This is a genomic window from Loktanella gaetbuli, assembly GCF_020531945.1.
Taxonomy (GTDB): Bacteria; Pseudomonadota; Alphaproteobacteria; order Rhodobacterales; family Rhodobacteraceae; genus Loktanella; species Loktanella gaetbuli.
In genome coordinates, this window is the sequence record NZ_JAJATZ010000007.1 from 55,264 (window position 1) to 67,514 (window position 12,251).

The 12,251-nt window shown below is 61.8% G+C and carries 14 protein-coding genes; 1 reads left to right on the forward strand and 13 read right to left on the reverse strand.

Going from position 1 to position 12,251, the window contains the following annotated elements; translation table 11 throughout:
• Positions 1 to 39 precede the first annotated feature (39 nt).
• From LGQ03_RS13815 to trpS, 12 genes are all read right to left on the reverse strand, one after another.
• On the reverse strand, positions 40 to 1,008 hold the full coding sequence (locus tag LGQ03_RS13815; RefSeq protein WP_090158422.1) for an ABC transporter permease: 969 nt from the start codon (positions 1,006 to 1,008) through the stop codon (positions 40 to 42).
• Positions 1,008 to 2,138 carry an ABC transporter permease gene (locus LGQ03_RS13820; protein WP_056032359.1) on the reverse strand — a complete coding sequence of 377 codons (1,131 nt, stop codon included), beginning with the start codon at positions 2,136 to 2,138 and terminating at the stop codon, positions 1,008 to 1,010. Before LGQ03_RS13820 ends, LGQ03_RS13815 begins: the two co-directional genes overlap by 1 nt.
• A 2-nt stretch (positions 2,139 to 2,140) precedes the next feature.
• Positions 2,141 to 3,727 (reverse strand): ABC transporter ATP-binding protein, encoded by a 1,587-nt coding sequence (locus LGQ03_RS13825; protein ID WP_226748869.1) that lies wholly within the window; start codon positions 3,725 to 3,727, stop codon positions 2,141 to 2,143.
• Positions 3,724 to 4,083 (reverse strand): hypothetical protein, encoded by a 360-nt coding sequence (locus LGQ03_RS13830; protein WP_226748870.1) that lies wholly within the window; start codon positions 4,081 to 4,083, stop codon positions 3,724 to 3,726. The genes LGQ03_RS13825 and LGQ03_RS13830 overlap by 4 nt, the downstream gene beginning before the upstream one ends.
• Before the next feature lie 76 nt (positions 4,084 to 4,159).
• Positions 4,160 to 5,155 (reverse strand): BMP family lipoprotein, encoded by a 996-nt coding sequence (locus tag LGQ03_RS13835; RefSeq protein ID WP_226748871.1) that lies wholly within the window; start codon positions 5,153 to 5,155, stop codon positions 4,160 to 4,162.
• 173 nt (positions 5,156 to 5,328) lie between these two features.
• Positions 5,329 to 5,745 carry a GNAT family N-acetyltransferase gene (locus LGQ03_RS13840; RefSeq protein ID WP_226748872.1) on the reverse strand — a complete coding sequence of 139 codons (417 nt, stop codon included), beginning with the start codon at positions 5,743 to 5,745 and terminating at the stop codon, positions 5,329 to 5,331.
• Positions 5,742 to 6,374 carry a tRNA (adenosine(37)-N6)-threonylcarbamoyltransferase complex dimerization subunit type 1 TsaB gene (gene tsaB, locus LGQ03_RS13845; RefSeq protein WP_226748873.1) on the reverse strand — a complete coding sequence of 211 codons (633 nt, stop codon included), beginning with the start codon at positions 6,372 to 6,374 and terminating at the stop codon, positions 5,742 to 5,744. The genes LGQ03_RS13840 and tsaB overlap by 4 nt, the downstream gene beginning before the upstream one ends.
• Positions 6,371 to 6,655: a DUF6958 family protein gene (locus LGQ03_RS13850; protein WP_226748874.1), complete on the reverse strand. Its 285-nt coding sequence runs from the start codon at positions 6,653 to 6,655 to the stop codon at positions 6,371 to 6,373. Before LGQ03_RS13850 ends, tsaB begins: the two co-directional genes overlap by 4 nt.
• Complete coding sequence (locus tag LGQ03_RS13855) at positions 6,655 to 7,218, reverse strand: NifU family protein (protein ID WP_226748875.1); 564 nt, start codon at positions 7,216 to 7,218, stop codon at positions 6,655 to 6,657. Before LGQ03_RS13855 ends, LGQ03_RS13850 begins: the two co-directional genes overlap by 1 nt.
• 79 nt (positions 7,219 to 7,297) lie before the next feature.
• Positions 7,298 to 7,753 carry a universal stress protein gene (locus LGQ03_RS13860; RefSeq protein ID WP_056032381.1) on the reverse strand — a complete coding sequence of 152 codons (456 nt, stop codon included), beginning with the start codon at positions 7,751 to 7,753 and terminating at the stop codon, positions 7,298 to 7,300.
• Positions 7,754 to 7,806: 53 nt separating this feature from the next.
• Positions 7,807 to 8,673: a branched-chain amino acid aminotransferase gene (locus LGQ03_RS13865; RefSeq protein WP_226748876.1), complete on the reverse strand. Its 867-nt coding sequence runs from the start codon at positions 8,671 to 8,673 to the stop codon at positions 7,807 to 7,809.
• 193 nt (positions 8,674 to 8,866) lie between these two features.
• Positions 8,867 to 9,880, reverse strand: coding sequence for a tryptophan--tRNA ligase (gene trpS, locus LGQ03_RS13870; RefSeq protein WP_226748877.1), 1,014 nt, complete (start codon positions 9,878 to 9,880; stop codon positions 8,867 to 8,869).
• 86 nt (positions 9,881 to 9,966) lie between these two features.
• Between trpS and LGQ03_RS13875 the strand changes: the two genes are divergently transcribed.
• Positions 9,967 to 10,644 carry a rhomboid family intramembrane serine protease gene (locus tag LGQ03_RS13875; protein WP_226748878.1) on the forward strand — a complete coding sequence of 226 codons (678 nt, stop codon included), beginning with the start codon at positions 9,967 to 9,969 and terminating at the stop codon, positions 10,642 to 10,644.
• On the opposite strand, the gene murJ is transcribed toward LGQ03_RS13875, so the two are convergent.
• A complete protein-coding gene (gene murJ, locus LGQ03_RS13880; protein WP_226748879.1) occupies positions 10,641 to 12,227 on the reverse strand; it encodes a murein biosynthesis integral membrane protein MurJ in 1,587 nt (528 codons plus the stop codon). The genes LGQ03_RS13875 and murJ overlap by 4 nt on opposite strands.
• Between the last annotated feature and the right edge of the window lie 24 nt (positions 12,228 to 12,251).

The window sequence follows — 12,251 nt, forward strand, 5'->3', positions numbered from 1 at the left end:
TAACCGGGCGCGGAACCGCGCCCGGCTGTCAGATTACCCTTATCGCTCTTTGACGTAGGGTTCACCCCCTGCACGCGGTGGAATCGCCTTTCCGACGAAACCAGCCAGAATGACGACCGTCAGGATATAGGGCAGGGCGTCCAGTAGCTGCGACTGGATGTTGAACTGCAACACCCGTTCGATCAGGTCGGACCGCAGCGCGATCGCTTGCAGGAAACCGAACAGCAGGCAGGCCCACAGACAATAGACGGGCCGCCATTTTGCAAAGATCAGCGCGGCCAATGCGATATAGCCACGTCCGGCGCTCATGTCCTTGGTGAAACCGGCTTGCAGGGCGGTCGCCAGATAGGCGCCTGCAATGCCGCACAGCACGCCACAGATGGCCACTGCGGCGAACCGCATACCGACGACGCTGATGCCCGCCGTGTCGACCGCCGCCGGATTTTCACCCACGGCCCGCAGGCGCAGACCGAAACGGGTGGAAAACAGCACCCAGGCCGTGATCGGGACGATCAGCAGCGCGAGATAGACGATGATGGTATGGCCTGAAATCAGCTCGTAATAGATCGGACCCAGCACGGGCACATCGCGCAGTGCCTCGGCCCCCGGCAGGGTGATCGGATTGAACCGTGCGGCACCCGCCAGCTGGGGCGTGCGTCCGCCTTCGGCGAACCAGCTTTGTGCGATGACGACCGTCAGGCCAGCGGCCAGAAAGTTGATGGCGACCCCTGAAATCAACTGGTTGCCCCGGAAGGTGATCGAGGCGAGCCCGTGAATCGCGGACAACAACAGAGATGCAAAGATCCCCGCCAGCAGGCCCAGCCAGACGCTGCCCGTGACGGCAGCAATCGCCGCGGACAGGAATGCGGCAGCCAGCATCTTGCCCTCTAGCCCGATGTCGAAAATGCCCGCGCGTTCGGAAAACAGACCGGCCAGACAGGCCAGCAGCAGCGGTGTTGCCAGTCGCAGTGTCGAATCCAGCAGTTGCAGCAGTGTCAGCAGATCCATCAGTTCGTCCCCACGGCAGGCGTCGATTTCGCGTCAGGCTTGGGCGGTTTGCGGCGCGACAGGAAAAACCGTTCCAGCGGCATCCGCACCATGTTGTCCAGCGCACCGGTGAACAGGATGACCAGCGCCTGAATGACGACAATCAGCTCACGCGGGATCGACGTCCACAGCGCCAGTTCTGCCCCACCCTGGTACAGGAACCCGAACAGGATCGCGGCCAGAAATACGCCCAGCGGGTGACTGCGGCCCATCAGCGCCACGGCGATGCCGATGAAACCAGCACCTTCGACAGCGTTCAGCACCAAACGTTCTGCCTCGCCCTGCACGTTGTTGATCGCCATCATCCCGGCCAGACCGCCCGAAATCAGCAATGACACGACGATGATCTTGGTCGGGCTGATGCCCGCGTATTTCGCCGCCGATTCCGAATGCCCGTAGGCGCGGATCTCGTATCCCAAGCGCGTGCGCCAGATCAGTGCCCACAGCGCGATACAGGCCGCAATCGCCACGAAAAAGCTGATGTTCGCCGGTGCGCCGCGAAACAGCGTGGCCTCACCGAACGAAAACATGTCCTGAAAACTGGGCAGATGCGTGGTTTCGGGAAACTTGCCTGTGGCGGGTTCCATGCTGCCCGCAGGTTTTAGCGCGCCGACCAGCAGATAGTTCAGCAGCGCTGCGGCGATAAAGTTGAACATGATCGTCGTGATGACGATGTGACTGCCCCGCTTGGCCTGAAGGATCGCCGGGATAAAGGCCCAGGCAGCCCCGAACAGCGCCGCACCGACGCTGGCCGTGATCAATGCCAGCGACCAATGCGGAAACGGGATGTACAGACACACGAGGGCGACGCCCAGACCGCCCAGGACGGCCTGACCTTCACCACCGATATTGAACATGCGCGCGTGAAACGCGATGGCCACGGCGAGACCGGTAAAGATGAAATTGGTCGCGTAATACAGCGTATAGCCCCAGCCATAGGTCGACCCCAGCGCGCCATCCACCATCAGTTTCAGGGCATCCCAGGGGTTTTCACCAATGGCCAGGATGACCAGCGCCGAGAGAACCGCCGCAAGCAGCAGCGAAATCAGCGGAACCAGAATGACCTCGGCCCATTTTGGCATGACATCCATGATCAGACCTTTCCCGTTCCGGCATGTGCCAGGTTTTCTTCGATGTCTTTCACGCTGACCTGTGATGGATTTCCGGTCATGCCCGCCATCAACAGGCCCAGTTCCTTTTCGTCGGTCTGCGCGGGGTCGCGTTCGCCCATGATGTGACCGTCGAACATGACTGCAATCCGGTCGGACAGCGCGAGGATTTCCTCCAGTTCGACAGACACGAGCAGGATGGCCTTGCCCTGATCGCGCAAGGCGACGATCTGCTGATGGATGAATTCGATCGCGCCGATATCCACGCCGCGCGTGGGCTGACCGATCAGCAGCAGGTCGGGGTTACGCTCTATCTCGCGGGCCAGTACGATCTTTTGCTGGTTTCCGCCCGAAAAATTCTTGGCCGCCAGCTTGGGATCCGGGGGGCGCACGTCAAAGCGTTCCATCTTTTCGGTGGTATCTTGCAGGATCGCTGCGTTGTTCATGAACAGGCCGTTGCGATATCTGGCGTCGTGGTGATAGCCGAACGCGGTGTTTTCCCAGGCCGCGTAATCCATGATCAGACCTTCGGCCTGCCGGTCCTCGGGAACATGGGCGATGCCGCGCCGCCGCCTGCTTTGTCCGTCGGATTTCTGGCCTGTCAGGTCGATCGGTGTGCCGTTGACGATGATCTTTCCCGATGCCTTTTCGTAGCCGCCCAGAACCTCCAGCAATTCGGACTGACCATTGCCGGCCACCCCCGCAATCCCCAGGATTTCACCCGCTCGCACGTTGAAACTGATGCCCTTGACCCGGTGAACACCCTTGGCGTCGGTCACGTTCAGGTTCTGCACATCCAGAATCACATCGCCGGGTCGGGCAGGGGCTTTTTCCACCCGCAACAACACCTTGCGCCCGACCATCAGTTCGGCCAGTTCCTGCGGGCTGGTATCGACCGTTTTGACAGTCGCTGTCATCTCGCCACGGCGCATGACGCTGACCGTGTCGGTGATGTCCATGATTTCGCGCAGTTTATGCGTGATCAGGATGATCGTCTTGCCCTCGCGGCGCAGGTTTTCGAGGATGCGGAACAGGTGATCAGCCTCGGCCGGGGTCAGCACGCCGGTCGGTTCATCAAGGATCAGAATGTCCGCCTGCCTATACAGCGCCTTGAGGATTTCGACCCTCTGCTGCATGCCCACGCCGATATCCTCTACAATCGCGTCGGGGTCGACGTTCAGTTCGTATTCGTCCGCCAGCGCCTTGAGTTCGCGTCGCGCGCGCGACAGCGACGGACGCAACAGCCCGCTGTCCTCTGCCCCGAGGATGATGTTTTCCAGAACGGTGAAATTCTCGACCAGCTTGAAATGCTGGAACACCATGCCGATGCCCGCCGCGATGGCGGCCTGGCTGTCGGGGATATCCGTTTTGGTGCCGCCGATGAAAATCTCGCCTTTGTCGGCTTTGTAAAATCCGTAGAGGATGCTCATCAGTGTCGATTTGCCTGCGCCATTTTCACCGATGATCCCGTGGATCGTGCCGGGCATGACCCGAATGCTGATGTCCTTGTTGGCCTGAACGGGCCCGAACGCCTTGGAAATACCCTTGAGTTCGATAGCAGGTGCGGTCATTGCTGCAGCCCTCCTGCGCCGGCAAATCCGGCGAGCGTCGTCACCTGGCCTGTTGCGTTCAGTGCGGCGAAATAGGTGCCGTGCTGTGTCCAATCGCCACCATCGCCGAATCCCACGATGCTGCGGGCGAACCCGTTCTGCACGTCCGTCTGGATCACCCCGGCGGTCCAGCCGGGTGCCATCTGCGCATACATGTCGACATAGTCGACCAACGTGTCCAGTGTCGTGAGGTGTCCCGGGCTGCGCGGGTCGCAATAGACGAAATTGTCGGCCATGCAGGCCGCAATGGTCGCGCGGCGTTTCGCGGCGTCCGTTTCGCCCCATGCAGCAAAGAAATCGGCGATGCGGTCTGTCATGACATCCCTTTTATTTTACGCATTGGGGCCGCGCCTATAATCGGCACGGCCCCGGGTCTTGGCCTGATCGGCTGTCTTAGAACGACAGGGCCGGGCAGGATTCATCGGACATATAGTCGTGAACCGTGATGTCGCCTGCAATGATCTGCTCTGCTGCCGCGTCCACGGCAGCCTGCATGTCAGCGCTGACCAGTTCGGCGTTGAATTCGTCCATGGCGTAGCCGACACCTTCTTGCTCCAGACCCAGGGCCTGAATGCCGGGCTCGACGGCTTCACCCGCGATGAAGGAGTTGTAGACGGCATTGTCCACGCGCTTGAGCATGGATGTCAGCACGGAACCGGGGTGCATGTAGTTCTGGTTTGCGTCAACGCCGATGCCCAGCATGTCGTTGTCGGCAGCAGCCTGAAGAACGCCGACACCGGTGCCGCCGGCGGCCTGGAACACAACGTCAGAGCCTTGGGATTTCTGCGCCAGCACCAGCTCGGTGCCCTTGACCGGGTCGTTCCATGCGGCCGGTGTGGTGCCCGTCATGTTCGCGATGATGGTGACATCGGGGTTTGCCGCCTTGGCACCCTGTGCATAGCCGCAGGCAAATTTGCGGATCAGCGGGATGTCCATGCCACCGACAAAGCTGACGGTGCCGGTCTCAGACGCCATGGCGGCCATCATGCCGACCAGATAGCTGCCCTGCTCTTCGTTGAACACGATGGACTGCACGTTGGGTGCGTCGACCACGGCGTCGATGATGACGAATTTCGTGTCCGGATAGTCGCCAGCCACATCACCCAGCGGTGTTGCGAACGAAAAACCGGCCATGACGATGGGGTTTGCGCCGGATTCAGCGAAACGGCGCAGGGCCTGCTCGCGCTGGGCGTCGGATTGCAATTCCACCTCGGCAAAGGTGCCTCCGGTTTCTTCGGCCCAACGTGTCGCGCCGTTGAACGCCGACTCGTTGAAAGATTTGTCGAACTTGCCGCCAAGGTCAAAGACGATTGCGGGGTCGGCCATCGCCGTACCGGCCGTCAGGGCCAGCGCTGCGGTTGCGCCGAACAGTTTATGCATGAGGGTCATGTCGGTCTCCCGTTGGTTGTTGCGGGCAGTCTGTTGCCGCCCGTCACTGAGGCAAGCAAGGTGGCATTCACCCCGCTTCAGGCATCGATAAGGCAACGGGCGGAGCCGGTGGTCAACCGTTACTTAACGGCGCACCCCTTTTTTTGCCAATCGGTCAAAAAGCAGGCGGAGATTCAAGCGTTCAAGGCTTTTGACAGCACCAGTGCATCGACCGCCGGGCCGTTGGTCCGATCGTAATAGGCGCGTCGCACACCAACCTTTTCGAATCCCAAGCGGTCATAGAGATGACGCGCGGCCAGATTGTCATCGGCCACTTCCAGAAAGGCGGTTTGCGCCCCTTTTTGTTGCCCGGCCAAGAGCAGGGCAAGCACGCATGCCTGCCCCAGACCCTGCCGCTGCATGTCGCGGCGACAGGCCACCGTCAGAATTTCCAGCTCGGGTGCGATGACCCGGCCCATCGCGAACGCGCGGTCGTCCCCAACGGTGATGACCAGCGGGCTGGCCAGCAGGTCCGCAAATTCATCCGCCGACCACGGGCGGTCGCGGTCAAAGGCAGCTGCGTGAACCTGTGCCAGAATTGCGGGCGTCACGGCACGACAACGGGGGGCGCATCGCGCGGCGGTGCTGCATCCGCCGGGCGCAGATACAATGGCGCGGGGCGTGGCTGTGGCGTCTGCATCCGGCGGCTTGCGATGATCGCCATGGCGGTTGCGGGCGGCATGGCGGCCGCGATCACCTCACCGAATGCCGCCGCCCCGACATAAGCGGGGCGGATGCCGGCCGGACAAGCGGGTGCTTGCCCGGGCTCCAGAAACTCTGGCGTGCCTCGGGTGGTGGCGTCGAAAAACTGTGCGTAAAACCGGCCAGACCGCGCATCCAGTACCGAAATCACGGGTCCTGTCAGCCCTTCGACCTGTGCCTCGAGGCTGGACACACCGATCGCCGGAATGTTCAGCGCCAGGGCCAGCCCCCGCGCTGCGGCGACGGCGATCCGGATCCCGGTAAAGTTTCCGGGCCCGATACCCACGCCTATTGCACCCAGTCCGGACCAGTCCAGACCGGCGTCACGCAGCATCTCGTCGAGCATCGGCATCAGATGTTCGGCCTGACCCTTGGACATGGCGTCAATGCGGGTCGTGATGCCTGATGGCGTCATGAGGGCAGCAGCGCACTGCGGACCGGATGTGTCGAATGCAAGAACGGTCGCTGTGGCGTTCACACCAGCGACCACGTCAGAGGTTTTGTCTGATGACGTTGCAGTATGTCACGCGCCTCAAGGTCGAGTTGCACGCATTTGAGCCACCAACCCGCCGTGGACCCACCGGGGAAAACATCGTCAGGCAGTTGCCGCAGCACACCGGCCTTCATTTGCGCAGCGGTCATGGGTGTCGCTGTGACTGTCGACAACATCGCAGATTTCATCGCGTTGTATTTCGCGGCATCAACCCGGCCCACCTGGCCGGGTTGATTGACGTTCAGGACTTCGACCTTGTCGGCCATCAGGCAGCGACGGGGCGGACTTCGGTCACTTCGGGGATGTAGTGCCGCAGCAGGTTCTCGATCCCCATCTTCAGCGTCAGCGTGGACGACGGGCAACCGGCGCAAGCACCCTGCATGTGCAGGTAGACGACGCCGCGTTCGAACCCGTGGAACGTGATGTCGCCGCCATCCTGTGCCACGGCAGGGCGGACGCGGGTGTCCAGCAATTCCTTGATCTGGTCGACGATTGCGCCATCCTCGCCGTCGTGTTCTGCATGGCCGCTGACCGGCTGGTGATCGGCGCCCATGACCGGCTGGCCCGACTGGTAGTGTTCCATGATCGCACCCAGCAACGCGGGTTTGACGTGATCCCATTCCACGTCATCGTCCTTGGTCACGGTCACGAAATCCATGCCAAAGAACACGCCTGTCACGCCGTTCACGGCAAACAGGCGCTGCGCCAGCGGCGATGTGCCCGCTGCATCAGCCGATGGAAAGTCGGCGGTGCCGACCTCCAGCACGGTCTGACCGGGCAGGAATTTCAGCGTCGCGGGGTTCGGTGTCGATTCGGTCTGGATGAACATGAAAACCGTCCTTTTATGTCAGGTTACCGATATGCGCCCTGTGACGGCCCACGTCAAGGTTTAGAACCATTCTAAGCATTCAGGTGATGGCGTCCAGTTTTTCTTTTGACAGGTCACCGGGAACGATGGTGATCGGCACGTGGAACGTCCCGGCCTGACGGCTGAGCGCGCTGACCAGCGGGCCGGGTCCCTTGTTGTCGGTGCCCGCGCCCAGCACCAGAACCCCGATTTCCGGATCCTCGGTAATCTGGGCCATGATCTCGGGCAGCGCCTCGCCTTCTCGGATCACCAGATCGGGGTTCACGTTCTGCCTGTCCCGCATCCATTTGGCAAAGACCTCGAAATGCACCTCGATACGCTCGCGTGCTTCTTCGCGCATGATCTCGCCGACGCCGATCCAGTGGTTGAATTCATCGGGCGGAATGACCGACAGCACCGTGACGCCCGCCCCGGTCTTGGAGGCCCGCATGGCGGCGTATCGCATCGCGTTCAGACATTCGCGGCTGTCATCCAGCACGACCAGAAACTTGCGCATTTCATCCCCCTCTTTGGGCGCATCCTGCCTTTTGCGCCGACATCGTGCAACGGTCAGAGCGTTTCGGACGCGGCCCAGTCCCAATACAATTCCCGCACACGGGCCGTGACCGGCCCGCTGTTGTAGGATCGGTCGTCAAAGGCACTGACCGGCGTGACCTTCATCATGTTGCCCGACAGGAATACCTCGTCCGCCGCCCGGAAATCGTCAAAGGTCAGAACCTTTTCGACGACTTCGACGCCATCTGCGCGCAGGTTTGCCATGTGGCGGGCGCGGGTGATACCGGCCAGAAAGGTGCCGTTGGGGATCGGTGTGAACACCACGCCGTCGCGCACCATGAACACATTGGCGCTGGCGGTTTCCGCCACGTTGCCCATCACATCAGCGACCAGGGCATTGCCGAACCCCTTGGACCGGGCCTCGGCCAGCATGCGGGCGTTGTTGGGATACAGGCAGCCGGCCTTGGCGTTGACGACGTTGTCTTCCATCACCGGACGGCGGAACCGGGTGGTGGTCAGGGTGGTGGAAGCGCCCGCCGGTGCCATCGGTATGGCCTCGAGCGATATGGCAAAACCGGTGGATCCTTCCTTGGGAACGATCCCAAGGTCGCCACCATCCAGTGCCCAGTACATCGGGCGGATATAGACGGACGTCTGGGGAGAATAGGCGCGCAGTCCTTCGCGGACGATGGCCACCATGTCTGCGGTGCTCACGGTGGGGGTGATCATCAGCGCCTCGGCTGAGCGGTTTACGCGGGCGCAATGTGCCGCCAGATCCGGGACAACGCCGTTGGCGTAACGGGCCCCGTCGAACACCGTTGTCCCTAGCCATGACCCGTGGTCCGCAGCACGCATCACAGCGACGTCCCCGTCGTGCCATGCACCACCGAAATAGGTTCTTATCTGTATTCCCGTGGCCATGATCACCCCACTCGTTCGTTTTAACAGGCCTAGGCCGCAATCGGGCAGAGGTAAAGTGCGGCCGGCTCGCATGGCTGTGCCTATGCGTGACCTGATCAATCGCTGTTTTCAAAATATCCCCGCCGGAGGCCGCCGCCGCAGGATGCGGCGGCCCACCGATTTTTCGCGAAAAATCGGCACCCCGCACCAGGGGTCAGCGCAACAGGCCCACAATTTCATAGGTGCGCGACAGGATCGGCTCTGCGATCGTGCGGGCACGCTCGGCCCCGTCGGCAAGGATGCGGTCGATCTCTGCGGGGTCGTCCATCAGGCGCGTCATCTCGTCTGAAATCGGTGCAAGCCGATCGACCGCCAGATCAGCCAGCGCGGGTTTGAACCGGCCCCAGCCTGCCCCCGCATATTCCGTGATCACCGCCTCCGACGTGGTATCGGACAGCGCGGCGTAGATATCGACCAGGTTACGCGCCTCTGGCCGTCCTTTCAGCCCGTCCAGTGTGTCGGGCAACGGTTCAGGGTCGGTCTTGGCCTTTTTGAACTTTTTCGCGATCAGGTCAGCGCCGTCGCGCATGTTGATGCGCTCCATATCGCTTTCGCCGGATTTGGACATCTTCTTGGACCCGTCCCGCAGGTTCATCACGCGCGTGGCGGGGCCGTCGATCACCGGTTCGGTCATCGGGAAAAAGTCGGTCTTGTAATCGTGGTTGAACTTGGCCGCGATATCGCGCGTCAATTCGACATGCTGTTTCTGGTCCTCGCCCACAGGGACTTGCGTGGCATGATACAGCAGAATGTCGGCCGCCATCAGCGACGGATAGGCATAAAGGCCAAGCGATACCTTTTCGGCGTTGCTGCCGGCCTTGTCCTTGAACTGCGTCATGCGATTCATCCAGCCGACACGGGCGACGCAGTTGAAAATCCATCCTAACTCGGCGTGCGCCGACACGCGGCTCTGGTTGAACAGGATTGATTGGCTTGGGTCCAGGCCGGCGGCCAGATAGCCTGCTGCAACCTCGCGGGTGGCGTGACTCAACTCCTTGGGGTCCTGCCAGACGGTGATCGCGTGCAGATCGACCACGCAATACATCGTCTCCATCGCGCCCTGCATGCCGACGAACCGCTTGATCGCGCCCAGGTAGTTGCCCAGCGTCAATCCGCCCGACGGTTTGATCCCGGAAAAGACGCGGGGTGTGAACTGGCTTTGGGTCATGGGATCATCCGGGCTGGTAGGCTGCGATATTTCCGCATACCCATGCCAGAGCACGGCTCCATTCGCAACAACCCGAGGCATCCGCCATGGCAATCCAAAGTCCCGTCAACGCCATTCCGCCCGTGGTCACGGCTCTTGTCATGATCATTGTCGCGGTCGAACTGACTCTGTCGGCGGGTGCGACCGGATTGGTGGGTGGGCCCGGCGGGATCGGCTGGCGGTTGCAGGCCCTGCAGGAGTATGCGGTGTCGCCTGCCGTGGTGGATTACGTCGTGATGCGGGGTGACCTGTCGCTGGATCTGCTCAAACGGTTTGTGACCTACGCCTTTGTGCATGGCAGTTTCACCGATGCGCTGTTCGGCGGTGCCTTGCTGCTGGCGCTGGGCAAATTCGTGGGCGATGTGTTCCATCCGGCGGCAACGCTGGCGCTGTTTGTGGTTTCGGCGGTGGCGGGGGCATTGGGGTTTGGTCTGGTCGCTGATGGCACGCAACCGCTGTTTGGCGCATATCCGGCGGTCTACGGTTTCATAGGGGCGTTCACCTACATCCTGTGGACCCGGATCGGGCAACAGGGCGGGCAGCAGATCAAGGCGTTTCGCCTGATCGGCTTTTTGTTGGCGCTGCAACTGATCTTTGCGCTGATCTTTGGTGGCACGATGCGGTGGGTCGCGGATCTGGCCGGTTTCGCCGTGGGTTTCGGCGCGTCGATCATCCTCGCGCCGGGCGGATGGCATGCGCTGCTGGTTCGCTTGCGCCAGCGTTAACGCCGCAGCGCCCTGCGAAAGTCCTGTAGTCGAAACGCGCCGATCATCTGACCGATGCCGAAATAGCTGACGATCCCGATTGTGATCAGCACAGCCAGCGCGAGGTAGCGCAGGCCTTCGGTCGCAAGGAACGGGCCCAGCACGACAGCCGCGCCAAACAGCACCACCCCCATCCCGACCGACGAAAGGACGATCCGCCAGATACGTGCACGGAAACGGTCGTCCCACGTCGCGGCGGCCCCCATGTTGCGCGATCCGATCCACAGTTGTGCGACCATGATCCAGCCCACCGCGGTGGTGCCCAATGCCGCGGCGATGAACCCAACGTAGGGGGCAAGCCCCAGCGCGATAACAAGGTTCAACACCATCGCGACCAAGGCATAGATGAATGGTCGCCGCGTATCCTCGCGTGCGAAAAACAGCGGTTGCAGGGACTTTTGCAGCACGAATGCGGGCAGGCCCAATCCATAGACCGCGACGGCCAGGGCCGTGGCCATCGTGTCCTCGGGGGTAAAGGCCCCGCGCTGGAACAGCACCGACGTCAGTGGAACGGGGATGACCAGCAGCGCCACTGCTGCCGGCACCGTCAGCGCAAGGCTCAGCTCTGCGGCGCGATTGAACGCATCGCGCCCGCCCGCCGCATCTCCGGCCCGCAGGCGGCGCGACAGGTCAGGCAGCAGGACAACGCCGATGGCGATGCCGACGACGCCCAGTGGCAGCTGATACAGCCGGTCCGCGTATGACAGCCACGCCACCGCACCGTCAAAGAAACTGGCGACCTGACGGCCCACCAGCAAATTGATCTGGACCACACCGCCGGCCAGTGCGGCAGGGGCCGCGATCATGGCCAGTTTTTTCAATTCCGGGGTCCAGCGCGGCATCCGCAGGGTCATGGTGAAACCCGCACGCGATGCGGCCCACCAGACGATCCCCATCTGCAGGATTCCCCCCAATGGCACCGCCAGTGCTAGGCTGTCACCGATCTGCAGTCCCAGAGCCCGGTCGATACCCATCCCAAGACTATCAGACATATCCCGTCCCAGCAGGGCAGTGACCAGCATGGCGATGATGAAGACCACGTTCAGGATGACGGGTGCGGCGGCGGCGGCGACAAATCGGCCCGTCGCGTTCAGCACACCTGACAGCAAGGCCGTCAGCGAGATGAACATGATATACGGAAAGGCGATGCGCCCGTATTCCACTGCCAGATCGAAACGAGCGTCCTCTCGGAAACCGCTGGCCATCGCCGTCACCAGCCACGGCATGAAGATGATCCCCACTACTGTGAACACGGACAGGATCAGGGTCATTGCAACGAATGCATCCTGCGCAAAGGCCCGCGCGTCTTCGCCGCCTTCCAGTTTCTTGGAGAACATCGGCACAAAGGCCATGTTGAACGCGCCCTCGGCAAAGAACCGGCGGAACAGGTTCGGCAATGAAAATGCGATGATGAATGCCTGTGCCGCGACCCCTGTGCCCAGATAGCCCGCGATCAGGATGTCGCGCGCAAACCCCATCACGCGGCTGAGCAATGTCCAGATCCCCACGGTGAAAAAGCCGGACATCAGGCGGATGGGTTTCATGGCTGGGGCCTTCTTTGACTGGGG